The organism is Hymenobacter radiodurans (assembly GCF_004355185.1).
Lineage (GTDB): Bacteria > Bacteroidota > Bacteroidia > Cytophagales > Hymenobacteraceae > Hymenobacter > Hymenobacter radiodurans.
Map to the genome: position 1 here is coordinate 1,047,100 of NZ_CP037922.1, position 26,301 is coordinate 1,073,400.

At 54.0% G+C, this 26,301-nt stretch carries 20 protein-coding genes; 12 read left to right on the forward strand and 8 right to left on the reverse strand.

From position 1 onward, the window contains the following. Positions 1 to 84 precede the first annotated feature (84 nt). From carA to EPD59_RS05715, 7 genes are all read left to right on the forward strand, one after another. Positions 85 to 1,161: a glutamine-hydrolyzing carbamoyl-phosphate synthase small subunit gene (gene carA, locus EPD59_RS05685; protein WP_133271946.1), complete on the forward strand. Its 1,077-nt coding sequence runs from the start codon at positions 85 to 87 to the stop codon at positions 1,159 to 1,161. 45 nt (positions 1,162 to 1,206) lie between these two features. Then, positions 1,207 to 1,986 carry a hypothetical protein gene (locus EPD59_RS05690; protein ID WP_133271947.1) on the forward strand — a complete coding sequence of 260 codons (780 nt, stop codon included), beginning with the start codon at positions 1,207 to 1,209 and terminating at the stop codon, positions 1,984 to 1,986. A gap of 57 nt (positions 1,987 to 2,043) precedes the next feature. Continuing rightward, on the forward strand, positions 2,044 to 2,409 hold the full coding sequence (locus EPD59_RS05695; RefSeq protein WP_133271948.1) for a hypothetical protein: 366 nt from the start codon (positions 2,044 to 2,046) through the stop codon (positions 2,407 to 2,409). A gap of 98 nt (positions 2,410 to 2,507) precedes the next feature. Then, a complete protein-coding gene (gene carB / locus EPD59_RS05700) occupies positions 2,508 to 5,738 on the forward strand; it encodes a carbamoyl-phosphate synthase (glutamine-hydrolyzing) large subunit (protein WP_133271949.1) in 3,231 nt (1,076 codons plus the stop codon). Between the two features lie 67 nt (positions 5,739 to 5,805). Then, positions 5,806 to 6,750, forward strand: coding sequence for a Rossmann-fold NAD(P)-binding domain-containing protein (locus tag EPD59_RS05705; protein WP_133271950.1), 945 nt, complete (start codon positions 5,806 to 5,808; stop codon positions 6,748 to 6,750). A 590-nt stretch (positions 6,751 to 7,340) separates the two neighbouring features. Next, positions 7,341 to 10,319 carry a SusC/RagA family TonB-linked outer membrane protein gene (locus EPD59_RS05710; protein ID WP_133271951.1) on the forward strand — a complete coding sequence of 993 codons (2,979 nt, stop codon included), beginning with the start codon at positions 7,341 to 7,343 and terminating at the stop codon, positions 10,317 to 10,319. A gap of 19 nt (positions 10,320 to 10,338) precedes the next feature. Next, positions 10,339 to 11,754, forward strand: coding sequence for a RagB/SusD family nutrient uptake outer membrane protein (locus tag EPD59_RS05715; RefSeq protein WP_133271952.1), 1,416 nt, complete (start codon positions 10,339 to 10,341; stop codon positions 11,752 to 11,754). A gap of 68 nt (positions 11,755 to 11,822) precedes the next feature. Here the strand turns inward: EPD59_RS05715 and EPD59_RS05720 are convergent, their stop codons facing one another. Both EPD59_RS05720 and EPD59_RS05725 read right to left on the reverse strand, forming a co-directional pair. Then, on the reverse strand, positions 11,823 to 12,731 hold the full coding sequence (locus EPD59_RS05720; protein WP_133271953.1) for a prohibitin family protein: 909 nt from the start codon (positions 12,729 to 12,731) through the stop codon (positions 11,823 to 11,825). Between the two features lie 132 nt (positions 12,732 to 12,863). After that, a complete protein-coding gene (locus tag EPD59_RS05725; RefSeq protein WP_133271954.1) occupies positions 12,864 to 13,346 on the reverse strand; it encodes a hypothetical protein in 483 nt (160 codons plus the stop codon). A gap of 223 nt (positions 13,347 to 13,569) precedes the next feature. Between EPD59_RS05725 and EPD59_RS05730 the strand changes: the two genes are divergently transcribed. From EPD59_RS05730 to EPD59_RS05745, 4 genes are all read left to right on the forward strand, one after another. Further along, positions 13,570 to 13,833 (forward strand): hypothetical protein, encoded by a 264-nt coding sequence (locus tag EPD59_RS05730; protein ID WP_133271955.1) that lies wholly within the window; start codon positions 13,570 to 13,572, stop codon positions 13,831 to 13,833. 446 nt (positions 13,834 to 14,279) lie between these two features. After that, positions 14,280 to 14,828 (forward strand): (2Fe-2S)-binding protein, encoded by a 549-nt coding sequence (locus EPD59_RS05735; RefSeq protein ID WP_394347216.1) that lies wholly within the window; start codon positions 14,280 to 14,282, stop codon positions 14,826 to 14,828. After that, positions 14,825 to 15,814 carry an FAD binding domain-containing protein gene (locus EPD59_RS05740; protein ID WP_133271956.1) on the forward strand — a complete coding sequence of 330 codons (990 nt, stop codon included), beginning with the start codon at positions 14,825 to 14,827 and terminating at the stop codon, positions 15,812 to 15,814. Before EPD59_RS05735 ends, EPD59_RS05740 begins: the two co-directional genes overlap by 4 nt. 94 nt (positions 15,815 to 15,908) lie before the next feature. After that, the gene (locus EPD59_RS05745) at positions 15,909 to 18,155 is read left to right on the forward strand and encodes a xanthine dehydrogenase family protein molybdopterin-binding subunit (RefSeq protein ID WP_240731632.1); all 2,247 of its coding nucleotides are present in this window, start codon (positions 15,909 to 15,911) and stop codon (positions 18,153 to 18,155) included. 79 nt (positions 18,156 to 18,234) lie between these two features. On the opposite strand, the gene EPD59_RS05750 is transcribed toward EPD59_RS05745, so the two are convergent. From EPD59_RS05750 to EPD59_RS22290, 3 genes are read right to left on the reverse strand one after another with little or no spacing between them, the layout of a single operon-like run. Next, positions 18,235 to 18,687: a DUF2721 domain-containing protein gene (locus EPD59_RS05750; RefSeq protein WP_133271958.1), complete on the reverse strand. Its 453-nt coding sequence runs from the start codon at positions 18,685 to 18,687 to the stop codon at positions 18,235 to 18,237. Positions 18,688 to 18,730: 43 nt separating this feature from the next. After that, a complete protein-coding gene (locus EPD59_RS22285) occupies positions 18,731 to 19,693 on the reverse strand; it encodes a CocE/NonD family hydrolase (RefSeq protein ID WP_240731633.1) in 963 nt (320 codons plus the stop codon). Next, a complete protein-coding gene (locus EPD59_RS22290; protein WP_240731634.1) occupies positions 19,642 to 20,685 on the reverse strand; it encodes a CocE/NonD family hydrolase in 1,044 nt (347 codons plus the stop codon). Before EPD59_RS22290 ends, EPD59_RS22285 begins: the two co-directional genes overlap by 52 nt. A gap of 211 nt (positions 20,686 to 20,896) precedes the next feature. Here EPD59_RS22290 and EPD59_RS05760 point away from each other — a divergent pair, with 211 nt between their 5' ends. After that, a complete protein-coding gene (locus tag EPD59_RS05760) occupies positions 20,897 to 23,509 on the forward strand; it encodes a M14 family metallopeptidase (RefSeq protein ID WP_240731635.1) in 2,613 nt (870 codons plus the stop codon). Positions 23,510 to 23,587: 78 nt separating this feature from the next. Here EPD59_RS05760 and EPD59_RS05765 read toward each other — a convergent pair whose 3' ends face one another. From EPD59_RS05765 to EPD59_RS05775, 3 genes are all read right to left on the reverse strand, one after another. Then, entirely contained in the window at positions 23,588 to 23,917 is a 330-nt protein-coding gene (locus EPD59_RS05765; protein WP_133271959.1) for a hypothetical protein, read from the reverse strand. Positions 23,918 to 24,020: 103 nt separating this feature from the next. Then, entirely contained in the window at positions 24,021 to 25,271 is a 1,251-nt protein-coding gene (locus EPD59_RS05770) for an S-adenosylmethionine:tRNA ribosyltransferase-isomerase (protein WP_133271960.1), read from the reverse strand. 108 nt (positions 25,272 to 25,379) lie between these two features. Then, on the reverse strand, positions 25,380 to 26,162 hold the full coding sequence (locus EPD59_RS05775) for a class I SAM-dependent methyltransferase (RefSeq protein WP_133271961.1): 783 nt from the start codon (positions 26,160 to 26,162) through the stop codon (positions 25,380 to 25,382). Between the last annotated feature and the right edge of the window lie 139 nt (positions 26,163 to 26,301).

The window sequence follows — 26,301 nt, forward strand, 5'->3', positions numbered from 1 at the left end:
GGCTCGCACTAAATTGCAGGCTCGACAACGTCAGCAACGCTTGAGACGCGAAGTGTCGCGTCTCTGTATCCTAAGACACGATAAATGAAGCAAGTAAAGCTGGTGCTCGAAGACGGCACCGAAATCGAGGGTACATCCTTCGGCGCATTTACGTCCGCTGCGGGCGAGGTGGTGTTCAGCACAGCCATGACGGGCTACCCGGAAAACCTAACAGATCCATCTTTCGCCGGTCAGATTCTGGTGCTGACTTACCCCATGGTGGGCAACTACGGCGTACCAGGCGAGGAACTATACGAGTCCATTTCCCGGATTTTCGAGTCTGATAAGATTCACATTGCCGGCCTGGTTGTAAATTACTACTCCGAGGAACACAGCCACTGGAACGCCGCCAAGAGCCTCGGCGACTGGCTGAAAGAGTACAACATTCCCGGCATTTTCGGCGTCGATACCCGGATGCTCACCAAGAAGCTGCGCGAGAAAGGGGCCATGCTGGGCAAGATTGTCGCCGAAGTCGATGTGCCACTCCACGACCCTAACCAAGAGAACCTGGTGGCCCAGGTAAGCCCTGCTGGCGTGCAGCATTACGGCAACGGCCAGCACAAAATTGTGCTCGTTGACTGCGGCACCAAGACCAATATCATCCGCTGCTTCTTGGAGCGCGACGTAGAGTTGATCCGTGTGCCGTGGGACTACGACTTCACCACGCTCGACTACGACGGCCTATTCCTCAGCAATGGCCCCGGCGACCCAAAAATGTGCACCGCCACCATCGGACACCTCCAAACTGCTTTGCAGCAGGATAAGCCCATCTTCGGCATTTGCCTGGGCTCCCAGCTCATGGGCCTAGCCGCGGGTGGCGACACATTCAAGCTGAAGTATGGCCACCGCAGCCACAACCAGCCGGTGCTACTCACAGGCACCAAGCGTAGCTACATCACCTCGCAAAACCACGGCTTCGCGGTAGACACTCATACGCTTCCCGCCGAGTGGACCATGCTGTTCGAGAACCTAAACGACGGCACCTGCGAAGGCATCAAGCACAAAACCAAACCCTTCTTCTCCACCCAGTTCCACCCCGAAGCCGCCGGCGGCCCCCAGGATACGGAGTTTTTGTTTGATGATTTTTTGAAGGCTGTGGCGGAGCATAAAGCAGCTAAGTAGATTGGCCTAGAACGGCATGCCCAGCACCATGTAAATCTGATAGCTATGTCTGTAAACTCACATTCACTTAAAGATGAACAAGGTGACCACTACCATATTACTACTTTACCCGATTATGAATTAGTGACACCGCATGATTATTTGCTAGAAGTGATTGTGAATGCAAAGTACCGTTTGATGCAAATAATAGCGCAAGGCCAAAATATTGCAGGACCAAGAGAATTATTGCTGCAAATCATGCTCAAGCGTGCTATTGCGGAATGGAAGTTAGAATACGCGGAAATGCTTGTCAAAGTACTTCCTGTGAATCTCATGTCACTTCTTGATACCAAACGTAAGAATGAACAAATCCATCTTACAAAAGGAATGGAGCTTACGAATGATGAATTAACTGCTTTTATTGCGCAGGTAGGTCATTTTCATGGTTTTCTCTACAGCCAATACAAGTCTGAGCGTATCCCCAATGGTACTGATTTAAACAGTTTACCAGTATTCACGCATCTAAATGATGATGGCTCCATTACAAAGATTGGCAATAGCACCTTGTCAGATGGGCAATTGAAGAATGTCATTAACCAGCGAAAGGTGCTACTTGGCAAGTTCGTTGAAAAAGGTGCCGATTGGCATTGTTTCGTATACACATACGATAGTATCAATGGTAAAGAGAAGGGTGACTGGGGCTCTCACATTCACTACATATCAAGCATGTGGGGTGTTCCCAAAGCCGATGTAGTGGCAGGTATTAAAAACGGGCGTTACGTATCGTCTGGATTGCCGCATATTAAAATTCACTCTGACAATAAAGACATCCCAACGAAGCAGTAGAGATGCTTCGACAAGCTCAGCATGACGTTCAGCTATAACTCCTAACGCACTACTCTTATGCAAGCAAAAGGTAGAAGTTTCCCAAACTGGGGATACATATTGTTAGGAGCGGTGGCGTTTGCGGCGTTTTATTTCATCAAGAACCTCAAGGAGGAAGATTTCTTCAAACTAGCAGGCAAGCATCCCGATATGGTTCTTTCGGCTATGAGTGGAAAGAATATCTCTCCCAGAATACTTAGTCGTACGGGCAAGATTGTTTCTAAAAACTTTCAGGTCGATAAACCTGGCTCTAAGCGAGATTCGCTCACATTTCGAGTCATCCTGAAGGGCGAAAAATCTACCGCAACTATTAAAACCAGGGTGATTATGCAGCCATCTGGTGAGTGGAAGATGGTTAAGAGCGACACTGTTTTCACCGATTAAATCACTAACACCAACCTGCCTACATACTCTTTTGGCAGGCTCCGCACCACTGCCTTTGAACATGACCGCACCAGTGGTCTGTTACCTCAACTCTAAGAATGGAAAAACCCAACAAAGTCCTCATCCTCGGTTCTGGCGCACTTAAAATTGGCGAAGCCGGAGAGTTCGATTATTCTGGCTCGCAAGCCCTGAAGGCGCTGAAAGAGGAAGGCATTCGTACCATCCTTATCAACCCCAACATTGCCACTGTGCAGACGTCGGACAACATTGCCGACGACGTATACTTCCTGCCCGTGACGCCCTACTTCGTGGAGGAAGTTATCAAGAAGGAAAAGCCCGATGGCATTCTGGTAGCCTTTGGGGGGCAAACTGCGCTGAATTGCGCTGTTGCGTTGTTCCGCGATGGCGTATTTGACAAGTACAATGTGAAGGTGCTAGGCACGCCCGTGCAGTCAATTATCGACACTGAGGACCGGGATATTTTCAAGGAGAAGCTCGAGCAGATTGGGGTGCTTTCGGCCCGTAGCGTGGCCGTGACGACCATGGAGGACGCGCTAGCCGCCGCCGAGAAAATCGGTTTCCCGATTATTGTGCGGGCGGCGTTTGCGCTGGGTGGCCTCGGCAGCGGTTTCGCCAATAACATGGACGAGTTGCGGACCCTGGCCCAAAAATCCTTCACAACCTCCGACCAAATTCTGGTGGAAGAGTCGTTGAAGGGCTGGAAGGAAGTGGAGTACGAAGTGGTGCGCGACCAGTATGATAACTGCATCACGGTCTGCAACATGGAGAACTTCGACCCCATCGGTATCCATACCGGGGAGAGCATCGTGGTGGCGCCTTCGCAGACATTGAGCAACCGCGAGTATCACAAGCTGCGCAGCATCGGTATTAAGACTATTCGTCACCTCGGTATTGTGGGCGAGTGCAACATTCAGTATGCCCTCGACCCCGTATCGGAGGACTACCGCGTGATTGAGGTTAATGCCCGCTTGTCGCGCTCCTCGGCGCTGGCTTCTAAGGCCACGGGCTACCCGCTGGCGTTTGTGGCGGCCAAGCTGAGCTTGGGCTACTCGTTGTCGGAGCTGAAAAACAGCGTGACCCAGACCACTTCGGCCTTCTTCGAGCCGGCTCTTGACTACGTGGTGGTGAAGCTGCCGCGCTGGGATTTGGGCAAGTTCGAGGGCGTAAACCGGCAGATTGGCTCCGCTATGAAAAGCGTAGGCGAGGTAATGGCCATCGGCAAATCCTTCGAGGAAGCCATCCAGAAAGGCCTGCGGATGCTGGATACCGGCAAGCGCGGCTTTGTGGCCAACAAGCCCGAGCAGGTGGACAACGCTACCATCGACAAGCTGCTGAGTGAGCCAAACGAGGAGCGCATCTTCGCTATTAATCTGGCGTTTGAGGCCGGCTATTCCATTGGGCAAGTGCACGATCTGACCAAGATTGACCACTGGTTCTTGCAGCGCCTGCTGACCATTTTCGAGCTGGGCAAGAAGCTGGCCGCTAAGCGCGGCAACGGCCTAGATGCCCTGGAAACGGGTCTGCTGCGCGACGTGAAGAAAGCCGGTTTCTCGGACCAGCAGATTGCCGTGAAGTTGCTGGGCGAAGGCGACGTGAAAGCCGACGAACTGTTGGTGCGGGCCCGCCGCAAAGCCCTGGGTGTGCTGCCAGTCATCAAACAGATTGACACGCTAGCAGCTGAATTCCCAGCCAAAACCAACTACCTCTACAGCACCTACCACGGCACCGAAAACGACCTCGCGCCGGAAACCAATAAGTCGGTGGTGGTGCTGGGCTCGGGCGTGTACCGCATTGGTAGCTCCGTGGAGTTCGACTGGTGCGGCGTAAATGCCGTGCAGACGGCCGCCGAAGAGGGCTACAAAACCATCATCATCAACTACAACCCCGAAACCGTTTCTACGGACTACGACGTATCGGACCGGCTATACTTCGAGGAACTTAGCTTCGAGCGGGTGATGGATATTTTGGAGTTCGAGCAGCCCAACGGCGTGATTCTGAGCACTGGGGGGCAAATTCCGAATAACCTCGCCACCCGCTTGGCTGATGCCAACGCCCCCATCCTGGGCACGGCTCCGGCCCGCATTGATGAGGCCGAGAACCGCCACAAGTTCAGCAGTATCATGGATGAGCTGGGCATTGGGCAGCCCCGCTGGAAGGAACTGACATCCTTGGAGGCAATGTTTGAGTTTGTGGGCGAGGTAGGTTACCCCGTGCTGATTCGCCCGAGCTACGTGCTGTCGGGAGCGTCCATGAACGTGGTTTCCAACGCGTTTGAAATGGAGTCGTTCCTGAAAGCAGCTACCGAAGTAAGCGCCGAATACCCGGTGGTAGTGTCGGAGTTTATCCAAGAAGCCAAGGAAATTGAGCTGGACGCAGTGGCCGACAAAGGCGAAATCGTGAGCTACGCCATTTCCGAGCACGTGGAATTTGCCGGCGTGCACTCCGGCGACGCCACCATGTACTACCCGCCCCAGCGCGTGTACGTAGGTACGGTGCGCAAGCTCAAAATCATTGCCGAGAAGATTGCCAGGCGCTATGAAATCAGCGGTCCGTTCAACATCCAGTTTCTGGAGAAAAACCGCGAAATCCGGGTGATTGAGTGCAACATCCGCGCCTCTCGCTCCTTCCCGTTCGTGTCGAAAGTATCGGGCAACAACCTAATTAAGAAAGCCACTCAGGTGCTGCTGGGCAAGAAAGTGGAGCGCGACGCGAGCGAACTGGTCTACGACCTGCCCTTCGTGGGCGTGAAGGCCCCGCAGTTCTCGTTTACCCGTCTGCCCGGCGCCGACCCCGTGCTGCGCGTAGATATGGTGAGCACAGGCGAGGTAGGCTGCCTGGGCGACACGGCCGAGGAAGCGCTGCTGAAATCGATGCTGAGCGTGGGCTACAAAATTCCGCAGAAGTCGGTACTGATTTCCAGCGGCCCCATCATCTCCAAGATAGCGCTGCTGGAATCGGCGCGGCTGCTGGTGCAAAGTGGCTATAGCATCTACGCCACGCAGGGCACGCACCGCTTCTTTGCCGAGCACAACGTGCCCAGCTCCCTCGTCTTCTGGCCCGACGACCACCAGGAGCCCAACGTACTGACCTACCTCAAGGAGAAGAAAATCGACTTGGTGATCAACATCCCCAAGAACCTCTCCAAGGGCGAGCTGGACAACGACTACAAAATCCGCCGCACCGCTGTGGACTTTGGAGTTGGCTTGCTAACTAATGCCCGCCTGGCCAAAGCCTTCATCCAAGCCTTCTGCACGCTGGAAATGAAGGATTTGAAGATCAAGAGCTGGAACGAGTATAAGGCGATGTAACCGGCTGGTAATAGATTCAGAGTGCTCAGCATGACGTTCTAATATCCCTCGACACACCACCCAATTCATGAAAAAATTCACCTCTTTCGCCGATGCGGGCGACTATAAAGCCCTGTTGCAGCAAGCTCTGGAAATCAAGGCGAATCCCTACGGCTACCAGTACATTGGCAAGAATAAAACCGTTGGTCTGATATTCTTTAATCCTAGCCTACGCACCCGCCTCAGCTCTATCAAAGCTGCCTATAACCTCGGCGCGCAAGCGTGGGTGCTCAACGCCGGCGCCGATTCCTGGACGCTGGAAATGGCCGATGGCGCGGTGATGAACGGCGGCACTCAAGAGCACATCAAGGAGGCCATTGCGGTGATGAGTCAGTACTGCGACGTGCTGGGCGTGCGCACCTTTCCCACGCTTAAGGACCGCGAAGCGGACTACAGCGAAGAGGTTTTCAATAAGATTCTGAAGTACGCTACCGTGCCCGTTATCAGCTTGGAAAGCGCTACGTTGCACCCGCTCCAGTCGTTCGCCGATCTAATTACGGTAGCCGAGCACAAGCAGAAGGAGCGCGTGAAAGTGGTCCTGACCTGGGCTCCGCATGTGCGCGCTCTTCCTCAGTGCGTGCCCAACTCCTTTGCCGACTGGTTCTCGGAAATCGATTGGGTTGATTTCGTCATCACTCATCCTGAAGGCTACGAATTAGCCCCCCAGTTTACCAAAGGTGCCCGCATCGAGTATGACCAGAAGAAGGCCCTAGAAGGCGCAGACTTCGTGCAGGCCAAGAACTGGAGCAGCTACCTCGATTACGGCCAGGTCATCAGCAACGACCCGAGCTGGATGCTCACGCCTGAGCACCTGGCCGGCACCCACGATGCGAAGTTTCTACACTGCCTACCCGTGCGTCGCAACGTGGAAGTATCAGACGCTATTCTGGATTCGCCAAATTCGTTGGTAATTCAGGAGGCCGGCAACCGCGTGTTCTCAATGCAAACCGTGCTACACGAGATACTGAAGTAGCCACTCACTGCTGAACTATACTAAAAAAGCCCCTAGAAACATTCTGGGGGGCTTTTTCATGTAGGTGCTTACCAAAAAAGTTGCTCATAATCATCTATATGATTACTTAGTAGACGACGACCTAGACCAAGCACAACAAGTAAGAGTACAGCATATTACTTGCGATTTTCATTAAATAGTTAAAATAATACCAGGATTGAGTAACTTTATACAAAGCCAGTGCAGCCGTTGGATAAGTCGATTGAATGACAAATGGTGCTTTTAAACTCACCTATCTGGAGTTGTTGAGCTTGAGGCTGTTTATTCAGAGGGGTTGAAATAGAAGGGACGAGCCTGATTCAGTGATCGGAGAAGTAGGTGTCAAATGGCCAAAAACAAGAATTGATGCTTTCTAAGGCGACGGCTGTTGCATCTAACAGGAAAGAAAAAGCATTTATTCTTTAATTTAAGCGCCACATACGCTGATGCCTACTTGCCCTGGCAAAAAATGGTAATAACATTTTTTCACTTTTTTACTCTTTCACATGCACACTGCCGGTTTGGCAAATCGGTAATCTTTCACTCTAACTAGGCCTAAAGCCAACCCTTAAATGAAACAAAAATTTTTACTCTCTCTTGTCTGGTGCTTGCTGCTGGTGACAACCGCGTGGGCTCAAACCCGGACGGTGACCGGTCGGGTAACCGACGCTGACGGGTCAGGCCTGCCCGGCGTAACGGTGCTGGAGCGCGGCACCACCAATGGCGTCAGCACGAGCGCTGATGGCGCTTTCTCGCTCACTGTGCAGCCGAATGCTACCCTAATTGTCAGCTCCATTGGCTTCAATACTCAAACCATTCCGGTCGGCGAGCAATCAGTGGTGAACGTGCGCTTGGCTACCAATGAGACGGTGCTCAACGAAGCGGTAGTAGTGGGTTATGGCAGCCAAGCCAAAACAGAAGTGACCGGCTCGGTAACGCAACTCACTAGTAAAGACGTAGAAAACGTGCCGGTTGTAAGCTTTGAGCAGGCTATTCAGGGCCGTACGCCTGGTGTTACCATCAATCAAGGATCAGGTAAACTCGGTTCAGGTGTTCAAATCCGTGTGCGTGGTGCTTCATCGGTAAGCGCCTCTAATCAGCCTTTATATGTGATTGACGGTATTCCCGTAACGTCGCAGGACGTAGGTACGGATGTTGAGCCCTTGAACCCACTGGCTGACCTGAACCCAAACGACATTGAGTCTATCACTATTCTGAAAGATGCTGCTTCTGCTGCCATTTATGGCTCACGAGCTTCGAATGGTGTAGTGCTAGTAACAACCAAAAGTGGCCGTCAGGGCCAGACGAAGGTAAACGTAGGCTACTATGTAGGTACCAGCGAGACTACTAGAAGACAGAAGTTCCTGAACGCCGCCCAGTATAAGGAGTTATTTAGAGAATCAGCTGCCAATATTGGCTTCACAGAGGAAGAGGATGTAGAAGCATTATTTGCTGATTTTGGCATTGATATCAACTCAGACGTTGATCAAAACTGGAGTGAAGAGCCTTTCCGCACCGGCAAAGTGTCGCAGTACGATGCCAATGTTAGCGGTGGCGATGCCAAAACCCGCTTCTATTTGAGCGCGACCTATAACGATCAAACTGGTGTTATCATCGGTAACCGCTTCCGTCGGGGCAGCGCCCGTATCAACTTAGACCACTCTATTACAGAGAAGGTAAAAGTAGGGTTGAACTTATCATTGACGCGCTCGGTAAACGACCGCATTCCCAATGACAACGCCTTTACCAACCCAGTACAGCTGAACGCCTTGCCGCCGCTTCAGCCTAAAATCGATCCTGAAACCGGCGAGTTGAACCAGTTGACGCTTTACACCAATAACTTGGTGGATATTGAGCGCGTGACGAACCGTGCTGGTTCTTACCGGTCATTCAGCAACGCTTACTTGTCGTTCAACCCAATCAAGAACCTGACGCTGCGCACGGAAGCTGGTGCCGACTTCTTGAACCTGAACGAAGACATCTACGCTCCGGCTGGCACATCGAGCGGTGGTAACACTGGCGAGGGCTATAGCAACCAGACGCAGGTGATGAACTACACCACCAACAACACCGCCAACTATCTGCTGACGCTCAACGAAGCGCACAGCATCGAGGCTCTGGCTGGTTTCTCATTTCAGCGCTCAGACCTGAAAGCAACCGCTGCTGAAGGTCGCGGTTTCCCTAACGACCAATTCACTCGAATTGCCAGTGCTGCTATTAAAACGGGTGGTTCTAGCTCCTCGCAGACGGGCTTCTCTTTCGTGTCATTCTTCGGTCGTGTAAACTACGCTTACCAAGGCAAGTATTTGCTCTCGGGTAGTGTTCGTCGCGATGGTTCATCGCGCTTCGGAGCTAACAACCGCTACGGTACTTTTGGCGCTGGTTCGGTGGGTTGGGTAATCTCGGAAGAAGGCTTCCTACAGGATAACTCCATCGTTAACTTTCTGAAAGTCCGTGCCAGCTACGGCTTGACCGGTAACGCCGAAATTGGTAACTTCCTCTCCCGTGGTCTGTACAACGCGCTGCCCTACGCCGACCAAGCTGGTATCAGCCCGAACACGGTGGTTGGTAACCCTAACCTATCTTGGGAGAGCACTGCTCAAACCGACATTGGTTTAGAATTCGGTTTCCTCGACAACCGTATTTCTGGTGAGATTGACGTGTATCAGAAGAACACTGATGATCTGTTGTTGAGCCGTCCTTTGCTCTATGTAAACGGCTACCGCAGCGTAACCGAAAACGTAGGCAAACTAGAAAACCGCGGCTTAGAAATCTCCCTGAACACCCGCAATTTCGACAAGGAGTTTAAGTGGAGCACCAATTTCAATATCTCCTTCAATCGCAATGAAATCACAGAGTTAGCTGCACCGATTCAGAGCGGTCAGCTATCAAGTGTGCGTGAAGGACAGCCTATTGGTGTTTTCTATGGTCGCAAATATGCCGGTGTAGACCCAGCAAATGGCGACGCTTTGTACGAGGCTGCAGATGGCTCTACAACCAATGTATATGCAGATTCACCCCTACAAGTATTAGGCAACCCAAATCCGGATTACACAGGTGGTATCACGAATACCTTCTCCTTTAAAGGTTTCGATTTGAGCGTATTGGGTCAGTTTGTTTATGGTAATGACATTCACAACCAAGCTGGTCAATATCAAGCTGTCAATGGGGATTATTTCGATAATCAAACTATCGATCAATTAGATCGTTGGCAGAATCCTGGCGATATAACGGATGTACCACAGGCTCGTCTGGGAGAATCTAACGGCACTTTACTCTCATCACGTTGGATCTCAAAAGGCTCTTTCCTGCGGGTGAAGAATGTAACGTTGGGTTACACGCTACCTACTTCGGTAGCTAAGCTAGGATTCCTGCAAACAGCTCGGTTGTATGTACAGGCTCAGAACTTAGCCACCATCACAAACTATGATGGCTATGATCCAGAAGTAAATACTGCTGCTTTTGGCCAGGGCAATTATATACTAGGTGTTGACTTTTACACTCCGCCGCTGGCTAAAACCTTCTTGGTAGGTCTCAATCTAGGTTTTTAATCTTTTGACGTAACTTCTGATGAAAACTATATTTTTTCGGTCTACTGCATTGCTGGTTCTGGGCTTAAGCCTGGGTCTGAGCTCATGCGATGACAAGCTCGACATTAATCCAGCCCAATCGGTGGATGCCACTACGGCGCTTAGTAATGAAGCCAATGTAGGTAGCGCCGTAGTTGGCTTGTATGCTCAGTTGGGTGGCCCAACACTTTATGGTACAGATCTAATTTTGGTGCCTGAGTTAATGGCTGCTGACAACTACATTCAGTTTCAAGGCAGCTTTGCAAACTATCTGCAGTACGTTCGTAGAACTACCAATGCGTTGAATTCAACGGCTGAAACTACGTGGCGCGGCGCTTATGAGGCTATCAACCTGGCTAATCTCATTATCGAAGCTTTGCCAGTAGTAACTACGCCCGCTTTAAAAGCTCAGTTTGAAGGTGAAGCTCGCTTTGCGCGGGCGCTAATGCACTTCGAGCTGGTTCGGCTGTATGGCAAGCAGTATGAGCCCGGTGGGGCCAACACCCAACTTGGAGTACCAATTAGCCTGATACCCGTGAAGACGGTGGAACAAGCATCGGCTGCACCCACACGGGCTACGGTAGCTCAGGTATATACTCAGGTTATCTCTGACCTAACCGCAGCAATCGACTTGCTGCCCGAAGAGAACCCTACGCGGGCTACCACTTTCACGGCTAAGGCACTGCTGGCCCGTGTATACTTGCAGCAAAGCAACTTTGCGCAGGCTCGCATTCTGGCCGACGACGTTATTCGCAATAGTGGCAAGACGCTGGCGCCTACACTTTCGTCTGTTTTCACGGGTCGTAACACCTCGGAGACACTGTTGGAGATTCAGCAGAACGACCAGAATAACGCTGGAACGGCAAACGCTGGTTTGGCTACGTTCTTCTCTAGCATAGGCCAGCAAGGTCGGGGTGATGTGCGGGTGCTACCTGCTTTTGCCAGCCTCTACGGAGCAAACGATGCGCGGGGTACGGCTTCTCTACTGTATGAGGGAACGGGCACTAACCGGGCCGCTGGGCAGTTGCGGACTGGCAAATGGATAGCGTATGGGCAGAATATTCCCCTTATCCGCCTCGCAGAAATGTACCTGATCCGGGCTGAGGCCGACTTCAGAGCTGGAAGTATTCCTACAGCTTTGGTTGATATAAACCGTGTTCGCACTCGTTCTGGTGCTACTCCGCTTACGGCTCCTCAACTGTCGCTGGCCACCATCTTGCGTGAGCGGCAGTTGGAGTTGGCTTTTGAAGGCTTCCGTTTGCACGATCTGAAACGCACTAGAACTAATATCTTCGTTCCGGCTGCTGGTAATAACCCCGCTAGGGAGCAAGACATCAACAGTGACATCTTGGTGCTACCAATTCCGCAGCGTGAGATAAACGTAAACGCTGGCTTGGTTCAGAACCCTGGTTACTAACCGGAATACGTATTACATAAAAAGCCCCCAGAACAGTTCTGGGGGCTTTTTTATGTATCAATCAGAATCTACTTATCACTCAGCAACACCTGGGGGGCATTTTGGCTATTGCCCATGATGATGACCTTGCTGTTGGCCGAAGTGGCAATAGCCTGGTTGGCCTTGATAGTTTCGTACCGCAATAGCCGGTCGCTGAGCTCGGCGCTGATAATTTTCTGGTAGTCGGCGATGCCTTGGGCTTCGAGGCGTTTCCGCTCGGCTTCCTGACGCTCTTTCTGCAATACGAACTGCATTTTTTGGGCTTCCTGCTCGGCCGAAATCTTGCTTTCGATGCTGCGCTTGACGGGGGCGGGGAGTTGGATATTGCGAATCAGAAGCTGCTCCAGCTGAAGGCCGCGCTGCTGAAAGTCACGGTTGATGGTGTTGTAGATGCGGTTCTGAAATTCGTCGCGGCGGGTGGAGTAGAGCGCTACGGCATCGTAATACACGGCATTGTCGCGGATGCGGGTGCGCGTAACTGGCCGCACAATGGCATCTTGGTAATTGGGGCCGATGGTAGAGAGAATATGCGGTGTGCGGGCGGGTACCACGCGGTACAGCACCGTCAGGTCGATGACAACTTCCAGCCCGTCGGCCGTGAGCACCTGAATGGCATCGTCGCCGGCGCGCTGGCCTTCCTCGCGCTGCACCGACATGGTGTAGTTCTGGGTGCGCGTGTCAAACTTGGTCACATTTACTAAAGGGTTTACCACATTCAGGCCACTGGTAAGAATGCGCGGTTGCACCTTGCCAAACAGGGTCTGAACGCCCACCTGCCCGGCCTCAATCTGCACTACGGTACTCACCGCCAAGCCCAGCGCCACTAGCGTCAACCCAGCGAACAGCAGCAAACTGCGAAACCGATGAACGGAATACGATATCTTACTCGCATTGTACCCGACAATAAGTAGCACGAGGCCAACGAAAACCAGGGTCATAGCCGAGCGAGTTGGGTGGAACAGGACACGGCAACGTCAGCGCAAATTGCCCCTTCGCCGCTACGAAAAGATAAGCTTTTACCGGCGAGTTTGGAAGCGGAACAACCACGATTTACCTGCCGCCCTTACTTGCTACTCATCTTCGTCGTCGTCATCATGCAGGGCGTCGAAGTCAATTTCTTGGGCTAGCTCTAAGGCTTCTTCAATGACAGCATCCATCATGGCCTTGGTATCGGCATCGAGGGTGCGCTCGAAAAGCTGCAAAATCTGCTCGCCCTCGTCGTTTACGTATAGGTTGGTGTAGAGGCGCTCAAACAGTTTGGCGTCGCGGGTAATGACGCTGTCGATGTCGGCCACGGAGCGGGCGCTTAGCGCGCGGTGCAGCACATCGAGCACTCGGCGACTTTCTTCGTGGTCGCCCAGGTCGGTGAGCAGCTTCAGCAAGGACATGGCCACGCCCAAGCGCACGCGCTCGAACCGAAAAGGCACATCAGCGCGGGTGGCGTGCTCGAAAGTGGCATACGCGGCCGTATCGGGCTCAGTGAGGTAGTAAGCCGCGTCGGCGTCGGTGCGGAAGGCAGCGCGCAACAATTGTTCGTAGCGGAGAGCACTCATGGTGGTAGTAAAATGTGGAAACAAAGGGGAGTTGAGGCAGACTTGAGTTGGACTCGAAAAAGCCCCCCGGCCGTTAAAGACGTAACCTAAAGGGCGAAAGGTACGATTGAAGAAAAGACGCGGACGTTTTTTAGTGGTCACCTCACCCCAGCCTGCCATTCAGAAGGCTAGGGCCGGAGCACGATTTCTTCATTCTAACTCTATTATTTTAACCCTACCACTGATGACACATAAGAAAAAATGGCTGCTATTTGCCCCTTCCGGGCTCATGATTATTGGTTTCGGAACCTGCCTGATTCAATGGGCTACCGCTTTGCAGCGCAAACAGGTGCCGACTGGCGAGTGGGTAGCTGCTGGAACAGTAGCACTAGGCGTGTTTAACGCCGGGCTCTGCGTATTTGGCCGCGGTGTGGCCGAAAGTGTACTCTACGAAATTCGGGAGAAAGGCCCTTCGGCTGTCGTAGCCGCTGAGATTCCGCAGGAGTAACCCGGAGTAAGTGACCAGAAAGCCACAGAGTGAGGGCCATTATAGCTCGTCATTCTGTGGCTTTCTGCTGTTAAGAAGAGTACTATAACCCCTTTCTTGCTAGCCTTAATTACACTAAAACCAGCATGCAAAGGATGTTTTTAGCTGAACATTAGCCAAAGAGAACCGTAGGCAAATTGTTGTGTGGACCCAGCGGGGAGAATAGATATAGTCTATTGTTAATCTGTTGATTACCGATTTTTCAATTTGGTATTGTTCCAAATAACCAGGCTGCTCAGGCCTTGTTACACCTCTTGTGAGTGCTTACGGGCAGCCATACCACGGATTGCCTCTCCCGTCCTATAAAACACTATCCTTTCCATGACAAACGATTCTTTACCCGACCAGTCCGGCGCGGCGCCGGACGATGGCTCGCGGCGCAGCTTTATGAAGCAGGCGGGGGCATTTTGGGCCTGGCCCTAGCGCCGCCCTTTATTAGCCAAGCCGAACGCCTCACGGCTCTTTCCAAGAAAGTGCAGGGCGTATCCGAAATGCAGCTGAAGGTAAACGGTACGGTGCGCACACTGCGCGCCGAGCCCCGCGTGACTCTGCTCGATGCCCTACGCGAATACCTCGACCTGACCGGCTCCAAGAAAGGCTGCGACCTCGGCCAATGTGGGGCTTGCACTGTGCTCGTGGATGGTCGCCGCATCAATTCCTGCCTGACTTTGGCGGTAATGAACCAAGGCAAAGAAATTACGACCATCGAAGGCCTAGCCAAAGGCGACGAGTTGCACCCCATGCAGGCCGCTTTTATCAAGCATGATGGTTTCCAGTGCGGGTACTGTACTTCCGGTCAGATTATGTCGGGGGTAGCCTGCGTTAATGAAGGCCACGCTACTACGGATGCTCAAACCCGCGAGTGGATGAGCGGCAACCTGTGCCGTTGTGGCGCTTACCCGAATATCGTGGCGGCGGTACGCGAAGTACAACAGAAAGGAGGCGGCAAAGCATGAACAATTTCGCCTATCAGCAGGTCGGGAAGGCCAAGGATGCCACCGCCATTCTGCGCGAAGACAAGCAAGCGGCTTTCATCGCCGGTGGCACCACGTTGCTAGACCTGATGAAAACCAACATCGAGCAGCATTCGCAGCTCGTTGATATTAATATGCTGCCTTTTAAAGGCATTGAGCAAACTAGTGACGGTCTGCGCATTGGCGCTTTAGAGCGTATGAGCGACGTGGGGGAGAGCAAATTAGTGGTGGAGCAATATCCGGCTATTTCGGAGTCGCTGCTGCTGGCCGCCTCGCCCCAATTGCGCAACATGGCTAGTATAGGGGGCAATTTGTTGCAGCGCACCCGCTGCGGCTACTTCCGCGACGTGGCTTTTCCGTGCAACAAGCGTGTGCCTGGCTCTGGCTGTCCAGCCCAAAAAGGCGACAACCACAACTTAGCTATTCTGGGGGTCAGTGACAGCTGCATAGCCAATAGCAACCCCGGAGACCTTGCCGTAGCTCTAATAGCGCTCGATGCGGTGCTGACGCTGGAAAATGCCAAGGGCAAGCAGCGCCGGGTACCGCTCACCGACTTCTATCTGCTGCCGGGCGCTACGCCACACAAGGAAACCGTGCTGGAGCCTGGTGAGCTTATCGTAGCCGTAACGGTGCCCACAGCGGCGCATGCCCGCCGCTCTACTTACCTGAAGGTGCGGGAACGGGCTTCCTACGCTTATGCGCTGGCTTCGGCTGCCGTGGGTCTGGATGTGCAAGGGGGGCAAATTCGCTCGGCCCGTGTAGCGTTGGGCGGAGTTGGAGCCCAACCTTGGCGCTCCCCCGAAGCGGAAAAAATACTGACGGGCGCCCCGGCCACGGAAGCTACGTTCCGAGCGGCCGCAGCCGCAGCTTTACAGGGCGCGCAGCCCCGCGAACACAACCAATACAAGGTGGAGCTGGCCAAGAATACGCTCGTGCGTGCCCTGCTTGACCTAACTGCTAAAGCTTAACTCCCGCAGACATGAACGAACCAAATTTCTTTGAATCGCCCGGTGCGGGGGCAGCGTAGGTCAACCCCTTGACCGGGTAGATGGCCGCGACAAAGTGACGGGCAAAGCACGCTACTCAGCTGAATTCCCGCTGCCCGGCCTCACTTACGGCGTGCTCACGACCAGTGACATCGCCAAAGGTAAAATCACGAGCATCGATACCACGGCGGCGGCCAAAGAGCCGGGCGTAATAGCGGTGTTCACCCACCTGAATCTGCCGAAACTAGCTCAGACGCCGAACACGCCAGAGGGCAAAAAGGCCATTGGCGCACCTATGGGCTTCATGCCACTTACCGGCGATGAGATTCACTATGCCGGTCAGCCGGTGGCACTCATCGTGGCCGATACCTTTGAGCGAGCCACACACGCGGCCTCGCTGGTGCGCGTCAGCTACCAAACGGCGCCCACTATTTCCTCTTTCCTCGATCCGAAAGCAGAAATATTTGACCCGTTGAAAGTACAGGATGGCAAGACGCCCGGCCACACCCGTCGGGGCAATCCACAGGCGGCGCTGGCAGCTTCTGCTGTGCAGCTAAAAGCCACTTACAACCACGCTATTAACCACCATAATCCGATGGAGCCGGGCTCGACGACGGCCCATTGGGAAGCTGCTGACCGGCTGACCGTTTATGAATCAACGCAAGGGGTGACGCGCACCCAAACAGCGCTGTCGCAGATGCTGGGCCTACCGCGGGAGCAAGTGCGGGTGGTGACCAAGTACATAGGTGGTGGCTTCGGTTGCAAAGGCTCCTGCTGGCCGCACACGCCGCTCACGGTGCAGGCGGCCAAAGCTGTAGGTCGGCCAGTGAAGCTGGTACTGACGCGTCCGCAGATGTTCACTTCCATGGGGCATCGGGAAGACCAGACCCAGACCCTGACGCTGGGAGCCACGAAGGACGGCAAGCTCACAGCGCTGATTCACGAGAAAACATCTACTACGTCGCCTTGGGATAACTACGCGGAGCCGAACAGTCGCATTATCAATTTGCTGTACGCGTGCCCCAACTTTGAGGCAACGTATCAGTTGGCCCGCGCCAATGTGATGACCTCCACGTTTACCCGCGCACCAGGCGAGGCACCCGGCTCGTTTGCCATTGAGTGTTCTATGGATGATCTGGCTTATCAGCTAGGCATCGACCCTATTCAGATACGGCTGCTTAACTATGCCGAGAAGGACCCGACCAACGGGAAGCCGTGGTCGAGTAAGTCGCTGAAGCAGTGCTACGCCCGTGGCGCCGAGTTGTTTGGCTGGAATAAGCGAAATGCGAAAAACGGTGTTACTCGCGACGGCCGCTACCTCGTAGGTATGGGCATGGCCACGGCTAGCTACCCCGTGCATAACTCGCAAGGCACAGCCCGCGTGCGTCTTTACGCCGATGGTCACGCCGTGGTGCAAAGTGGCGCTACCGACCTCGGCACCGGCACCTACACCGTGATGACGCAGGTCGCCGCCGATTCACTGGGCTTGCCGGTTGATAAGATTCGGTTTGAGCTGGGCGATACGCGTCTGCCGACGGCCCCCAATTCGGGTGGCTCGGTGGCGGCGGGCACGGTATCCTCGTCCATTTATATGGCGGCGCAGGAGGTGTGGCAAAAGCTGACTAAGCTGGCTATTCAGGATAAAAGGTCGCCATTGTTTCGGGCCAAGCCGGAAGACGTGATAAACGAAAAAGGCCGTTTGGTGCTCAAAAAGGATACGACCAAGGGCGAAGATTTCGCTACCCTGATGAAGCGCATTGAGCTAACGGACATCGAAGGCACAGGCAACGGCAAGTACGGCGCCGGCTACGAATCGGGCATGGCGGCTAGCCCTGCCGATTCGGGCCACAAAGATGATGCTGCCGGACACTCCATGCACTCTTTCGGAGCCCATTTTTGCGAGGTGCGCGTTGATCCGGAATTGGGCACGGTGCGCGTGTCGCGGTGGGTGAGTGTGCACGCAGCCGGTCGTATTCTCAACGCCAAAACGGCCCGCAGCCAGATTATCGGCGGTAGCATTTTCGGTATTGGCTCCGCTTTGATGGAAAGTACGCATCGTGATGACCAATCGGCCCGCTATACCAACGCCACGCTCGCCGACTATCACATCCCCGTAAACGCCGATATTCCGGATATGACTGTAGAATTTATTGAAGAACACGACCCTTATATCAACGCGATGGGGGTGAAGGGCATTGGAGAAATCTCGATGGTGGGCGTAGCTGCTGCCGTAGCCAACGCGGTATTCCACGCTACGGGCAAGCGCGTGCGCGACCTGCCCATCACGCCCGATAAGATTTTGGGCGCTGGCGTCAATTCCTAATAAGCGTACATTTTAGTTATACAAAAAAGCCCCCAGAAGCAATTCTGGGGGCTTTTTTATGCCAGCTTAAAAGTCTGAGCTACTCTGTTTCGTCAGGGTTTTGCAGCGGGGAGAGGCCGGCGGCCTCACGACGTCGCTCCTCGTCGTTTTCCATATCATTGAGCTCGATATTCAGGGCATCGCCGGAAATCTGGATTTCGCGTAGCGACATGCCCAATGACACCAGCAACGCCAGCAAACTCGTACCGAATAGGAACTGACCAGCCTGCACAAAGCCCGCAAACAGCAGAAACATACACAGCACGCAGCCAAACATACTGGCAATACCCACCGCCTGCATATTGCGCACAATCACGAGACGCTGGCGCAGGTTCTGAATCTGAAGCATCAGATGAGAGCTATGCGTGGTCTGATACTGCGATTTGAGCGTGCGCACGCGGTTAGCTAGCGCCATAAAGCGGTTGGTGTAAGCCAACAGCAGCAGCGACAAAGCCGGAAAGAGCAGAGCCGGTGTGGTAAGCGTTATTTCCATAGCAAAAAGTCAGAGCGGATATCTGGCAGTGACGCTAGCTGTCTTATAACACCTTCACCACGAGTTGCGAAGCGTGCTCAGGCGAATGATAAAGACGGTGCGTAGCTTTTTGAAAATCCTCTTCCTTGGCTTCGTAAATATTGGGCACGAAGGTCTGCGGATTGCGGTCGACGAGCGGAAACCAGGAGCTTTGCACCTGCACCATCAGGCGATGGCCTTTGCGGAAGGTGTGGCACAAGTCCTGCAGGGCGAAGGGTACTTGGGTGACTTGGTTAGGCGTGAAGGCTTTCGGTTGGGAAAAGCTCTCCCGAAAACGACCACGCATCACCTCAGAGCGCACTAGCTGCTGGTAGCCAGCAAGTTTTACATTGGGTAAGTTGCGTGGGTTGTCGGGCGTGTCGTTGGGGTACACGTCGATGATTTTGATAACCCAATCAGCATCGGTTCCGGTAGTAGCCACTTGCAAAAGCGCCTGAATAGGGCCAGCCAGGGTCAGATCTTCCGTAAGCACGTCGGTTTGGTAAGTGAGCACATCGGGGCGGCGGCTGGCGAAACGCTGGTCGTCAGTCATGTATTCGCGCGTCATACCGGTGGCGGTAGCTTCGGTGAAGGGCACAGGCTTGGCAGGGTCGCTGATATATTCGTCAAACTTAAAGCCTGCGGAGGGGTCCACGCCTAGACTTGGAATCGTGTTGTAGAGTGCAGCCTCTATAGCTTTGTTACTATTTCCGGGCTTTTCAAATGAAAGTCCACCAGAACCATGGAAAAACAAGGTGCGCTCCTGCGCCTGTTTGGGTGGCCAGGCATCGAAGGTGCGCCAGCGGTTGGTGCCACTCTCGAAGATGTAGGCTTCGGGCAATTTCGGGTCAGTTGGCTTCTCGGCCTTTAGATGCGCGCGAAAAAATGGCGCCTCAATGCTATCCTGGTAGAAGAGCGACGGCGACGCGCCATAGGCTACGTTGCCCACCATTTCGCCAGTGCCCGCGCCCAGCCACCGTGTACCCACGGCCCCATCACGATGCGATTGGAAAGCTTGGGGTTTTGGTTTTCGATGGTTTTATAGGTTTGCAGCGCACCAAAGAGGTTTTCAGCATCATTGAAACCGCCTACAGTGAGCACTGCCGTTTTTGGATTCAGATCTTTTAAATGTGGGCGCAGGTTGCGGGCCTGCCAGAACTCATCGTAGTTAGGATGCGCCATCAGGTCGTTCCAGAAGGCAACATTATTCTTGAAATAGCGCTCATTGGCATTTTTGAGCGGACCCAAACGCAGGAAAAAGTCGTAGCCATCGGGGGTGCCGTGCTGGAACGAGGGATTCCGGTTGGGCGTGGGCTGGGGGCGAGGCTGACCGAAGCTAGCCAGGAAGTTAAATGCGTGGGGCAGGAAGAAAGCGCCGTTGTGGTGAAAGTCGTCCCAAAACCAATCCGCAATCGGAGCCTGCGGGGAGGAAGCCTTTAGTGCCGGGTGACGGCTAGTGAGGCCTACCGATGTGTAGAAGCCCGGATACGAAATGCCCCACTGACCTACTCGGCCATTGTTGCGGGGGCCTTTTTTAACCAGCCACTCAATGGTATCAAACGTATCGGTGCCTTCGTCAATATCCTGTTTACCGCGTGGTTTATCCTTGGCCGGCCGCATGTTCACAAACTCACCCTCCGACATATAAGCCCCCCGCACGTCCTGGTACACGAAAATGTAGCCCTCACGCATCATCGTGGGCGATGGGCCAAGGGCTGTTTTATACGTATCGGGGCCGTAAGGGCCGGCCGAGTACGGCGTGCGGTTCATGAGCACCGGGTAGCGCTTGGTGGCCGCATCGGTGGGCGCGTAGATGATAGTGTGCAGCTTGCGGCCATCGCGCATGGGGACTAGCTGCTCGGTTTTGGTGTAATGCTGACGCACGTACACCGAGTCAACATTGATTTTCTGACCGTATGCGGTGGTGCTGGTGAGCAGCACGGCAGTAGTCAGCAGGCGAAAGAATAAGGGTAGCTTCATCGGCGGAGGAAAAAGTGGACAGTCGGCAGAAAGAATACGACGAAAGTAACAGAGATTCGCGCACTGCTACCAGCGGAATAGTACCTTGCCTTGAAAGTAGCGCGCCAGCTTTGGCTCTGCCTAAGAGTTGATCCGTCGGGCCGAGTGGTGCTAGACGTTGCGTTACGTGCCCTTTTTGTTGTTCCAGCGCTGGCTGGTCATTTTTTAATCTATGATGAAACCTGCTACCTGGCGGCCGCATTTCTGCGCCGGCTCCTTCCAAAACCTGCTTTTAATGTTGCTGCTACCGTTTTGGAGCCTGACTTCAACCCAGGCCCAAACGACCCCAACCGCTCCAGCCGCTGGCACTCTGCTTACGCCTTCCCAGTTTCTTGGCTATCCGCTGGGGGGCAATTTTACGCCCCACTCGGAGTTGCTGCGCTACGTCGACTACGTGGTGCAGAACTCCGGCGGTCGGATGCGCTTGCAGCCCTACGGTCGGACCTATGAAAATCGGCCATTGGAAGTTGTGCAAATCGCTTCGCCCGAAAATCTGAGCCGCTTGGACGAAATTCGGCGCAACAACCTGCGGCGAGCTGGCTTGGAAAGCGGTGCGGCGAAGGCCTCTGACCCAGCCATTGTGTGGCTGAGCTATAATATTCACGGTAACGAAGCCGTGTCGTCGGAGGCCATGATGCAGGTGCTTTACGACCTGGCCAACCCCCAAAACCAGCAGACCCAGCAGTGGCTACAGAACACGGTGGTACTCTTAGATCCGTGCGTGAACCCCGACGGACGGGAGCGGTATGCGCAGTGGTATAACCGCGTGCGCAACCGCACGCCCAATGCTTCGCCTTATGCCTGGGAACACCACGAGCCTTGGCCTGGGGGGCGTTTTAACCACTATTACTTCGATTTGAACCGCGACTGGGCTTGGCAAACCCAGCAGGAAAGCCAGCAGCGGGTGGCGCTGTATAGCCAATGGCTGCCCCAAGTGCACGCCGACTTTCACGAGATGGGCGTAGATAACCCGTATTACTTTTCGCCCGCGGCTAAGCCTTTTCACGCGGATATCACGCCTTTTCAGCGGGAGTTTCAGAACACCATTGGTGAGTACAACCGCAAGGTGTTCGACCAAAACAACTGGCTCTACTTCACCCGCGAAACCTACGACCTGTTCTACCCCAGCTACGGCGACACGTATCCGTCGTTCAACGGCGCTATTGGCATGACGTATGAGCAGGGCGGTTCGGGACGGGCGGGAGTCCAGATCCTGAAATCCGATGGCGACACCCTCACGCTCGGTCAGCGGATTTCGCACCATCATGCCGCCAGCTTGGCCACTATCCAAGCCACATCGGAGCGCCACGACCCGTTGGTACGGGAGTTTGAGAAGTACTATACTACTGCTCGCACCAAGCCCGGTGGCGACTATAAAACGTACGTGCTGGCCGCCTCCAACGACCCTGGCCAGCTAGAAACCCTCCGCAAATACCTCGAACGCCAGCAGATTAGCTATGGCTATGCGCCACGTAAAATGCGCACGAAGGGCTTCAACTTTGCCAGCGGCAAAAACGAATCGGTGGAAATTCAACCCCGCGACCTCGTGATAAGCATGTACCAGCCCAAATCAACGCTGGTGAAGGTGCTGTTCGAGCCCAAGCCAGCGCTGGAGGATTCCTTGACTTACGATATTACCGCCTGGGCTTTGCCCTATGCCTACGGTTTGCAGGCCTACGCGCTGAAAGAGCAGCTAAAAGGCAGCGAGCCGTCAACTGCTAAAACTCCAGCAACGCCAGTTCGCAACGCGGCGGCTACTGGAACTCCCTATGCCTACGTGGCGCGCTGGACCAACATTCAGGATCTTCGCTTCCTGAGTCAGCTGTTGCAGAAAAAGGTGAAGGTGCGGGTAGCGGAACTGCCTTTTGAAGCGGAAGGACAAAAGTATCAGGCAGGTACACTGGTGATTACCCGCACCGGCAACGAAAATATGGGGTCGCGCTTCGACCAGATTGTACGCGCCCAAGCCGATTCAATGGGGGTGATGGTGCAAGCCGTACGTTCGGGATTCTCAACGACGGGGGCAGATTTTGGGTCTAGCTCGGTGCGCTACGTGAAGCAGCCCACGGTAGGCCTGGTGGCGGGCGAAGGCATTTCGCCGACCGCGTTTGGCGAAATCTGGCACTTTTTTGAGCAACAAATTGGCTACCCAGTTACTGTAATAGGCACGGATTATCTGAGTAGCATTCCGTTGCAAAAGTTTGATGTGCTCATTTTGCCTGATGGCAATTACGCCGACATCTATCCTGAAAAGAGCCTCGAAAATCTGAAAGCCTGGGTGCGAGCCGGCGGCAAGCTCATTGCGATGGAAGGTGCCGCCGCTTACCTCGCCAACCGCAAAGATTTTCTGCTGAAAACGAAGCCAACCGACACCGCTGCTGCTAAAAAAACGGCTCCTTACGCGCCCCTGCGTCGCTACGCCGATGCAGAGCGCCGGCAAATAGAGGAGCGCGTGCAGGGCAGCGTGTACCGGGTGCAGCTCGATAATACTCACCCGCTGGCCTTCGGCTACGGCTCCACCTACTACGCGTTGGTGCGCGATACGCTGAACTACCGCTTTTTGGGCGATGGTGGCTGGAACGTAGGTATTCTCAAAAAAGATGGCTCCGCAGCGGGCTTCACGGGGCGTCGGGCCCGCCAGAAGCTTACCGATACATTCGTGCTGGGCACTCAGGAAATGGGCCGAGGCCAAGTGATTTACTTAGCCGATAATCCGCTGTTTCGTGGGTTTTGGCAGGGAGGCAAGCTGCTATTTGGCAATGCCTTATTTTTTGTCGGCCAATAGTCTAAAAGCTACTAACTGACACAAAAAAAGCCCCCTAGAAGTTCTGGGGGCTTTTTAATGCACAAAAATTAAATAAGACTAATCAACAACGTCTTCTACTTTGTTGCCGACTTTGTTAGCGCCTTTCTTCACGGCTTTGCCGGTTTTCTTGGCGCCTTTTTCAACGGCTTTACCAGTTTTTTTGCCAGCGCGCTTTACGTCCTGAGTCGTGTTGTAACGCTTCTGACCAACTTCGGTGCGGCCGGTGCGGGTAGTGGTTTCTGACTTTACGGTACCATTGTCACGCACGTCAACTTCCGTTTTGGTGGTGTTGCCAGTAGCTTCGTTGCCAGTAGTAGTGGTAGTAGTCTGCGCGAAGGCAGCGGTAGAGAAAGCTGTTGCGAAGAACAGCAAAAGAGCCTTTTTCATAACGAATTTAATAGTTGAGGGAGAAGACAACTGTGTCTTACGGGGCCTTATACGGCAGGCCCGCAAATAAGGCTGTCCTATTTTCCTCTTTCTTTCGGTTGAGCTACGACTTGGGTTCCGGTGGCAGCAGCAATGAGCTGTCACCATAGCTCAAAAACCGATAGTCGTGCGCTAATGCGTGGTCGTAAACTTGCCGCCAATCGGGGCCGATAAGTGCCGCTACAAGTAGCAAAAGCGTACTTTCTGGTTGATGGAAGTTAGTCACCAAGCCATTTACTACCCGAAACTGGTAGCCTGGCGCAATAAGCAATTGGGTGGTAGCCCGCAGAAAGGAGGTGCCCGTGCTTTCCAGATGCTGAAGCAACTTTTCTAATGCCTCCGTGAAAGACACGGCGGTTGCTTCCTCATAAGGCTGCCACTGCGCAACGTGCAACTCAGTAGCTGACGCGTCGGCCGATTGATTAGCCAGCTTCGCGCCCAGCCAATACATGCTTTCTAGTGTGCGCAAACTGGTAGTACCCACCGCTATAATAGGTTGAGGCGCATGCGCCAGCAACTGCCTGAGCACGGCTGCTTCTACCACAAAATGCTCGCCGTGCATTGCGTGGCCAGCCATTAGCTCTGCCTTCACCGGTTGAAAGGTGCCTGCGCCCACGTGCAGCGTTACGCGCGCCGTTTGAAAGCCGCACGCAGTTAAGTCGGATAGAACAGAGTCGGAGAAGTGCAGACCGGCCGTCGGAGCGGCCACAGCGCCCTCATTCGCCGCATATACCGTCTGGTAACGCACGGCATCCACGTCAGTATCCTCCCGGTTGAGGTAGGGCGGCAGGGGCAGATGTCCGGCGTAGCGCAATACTTCCGCAAAAGGCAACGCGGCCGGCTCCCAACTAAACTGTATAAGCGAATAACCTTCGGCGGCCTCCACGCGCTCAGCCGTAAGCATAGCCGATTGCTCACCGGCCGTAAAAGCCAGCTGTACGGGGCCACTTTTCCAGCGTTTGCCATTGCCGACCAAGCATTTCCAGATGCAACTGCCGGTTTGCTGCATGGCTGGCTCCACCGCCCGGTGGGGCGATACGGGCTCCAGGCAGAATAGCTCCACGATACCGCCCGTAGGTTTATGGCAAAATAGCCGCGCCCGCACCACTTTCGTGTCGTTGAAGACTAAGAGGGCGCCGGGGGGCAATTGTGAGGGTAAGTCGTGGAAGCGTTGATCAGAAATTTGCCCCCCACGATACACCAGCAGCCGCGATTGGTCGCGGTTGGGCAATGGCTCCGGCGCGATGCGGCCAGGGGGCAAATCGTAAGTGAAATCCTGAATAGAAAGCTGACGAGGATCGGGGGAGGCAGACATGGCGGCAAAGGTAAGCAGGCCGTTGGCGGTGGGCGCAAAAGTCAGCCGCCCCAACGGAAGTGCTAATGCGCTACGTCGGGGCGGCTTGCTCTCTAAGTTCACAACAAGCTAATCGGCTCGTTGGAAAAACATCATATGCTGCTGGGGCAGGCTTTCTACACTTTCAATAAACTCAAGCCCCACAGCCGCCATTTCTTTGCGCGCCTGTTCCACACTCATTTTGTGAATACGCTTGATGGGCACATTCACGTCTTCGGCGCGATACTCTACCAGCGCCAGCCGCCCGGTGGGCGTGAGGCTCTTCCGAATAGCCGTCATCATTTCGCGTGGGTGGTCAAACTCGTGGTAAGCATCCACGATGAGCACCAAATCAACACTATTGGGGGGCAAATTGGGGTTTTGCTTCGTGCCTAGCACGGGCTCCACGTTCGACACTTTGTTGCGGGCCTTATTTTCCTTCAGGTAAGCAATCATCTCAGGTTGAATATCGACGGCGAGTACTTTGCCCTGCGGCACCAGCTGGCTCATCTGAAAGGCAAAATAACCCGTGCCCGCACCGATGTCGGCTACTACGTCGGTGGGCTTCAGCTTGAGCTCGCGCAGCAAAATGTCGGTGCCCTCTTCTTGCCGCCGATCATCGCGCTCCAGCCAGCCCGCGCCCTCATGGCCCATTACGTGCGCAATCTGGCGACCCATATAATACTTACCGATGCCGTTAGGATCAGTGGGGGGCTTTATTTGGTAGCCGCTGGTGTCGCGCGAAACACTGAGCCGCTGCTCCGTTTCGAGCGGGAAACGGCTTTCGGTGGGAGGCTGCGTGCAGGAAGTGGTCTGAATTAACAGCGCGGCTGGCAATACAACCCACGAAAAAAACAGCGAAACGATATGCATAGAAAACAAACAGGGATGCTACGGATGAGCTAACAGCCAATAGGCCCGAAGCGTTCGGAAAATGACTTCGACCGCATATTGATGCTCCGCTACACGGGTAACTAAATAGTATAACGTCGGCTAATTCAGAAAAAATATA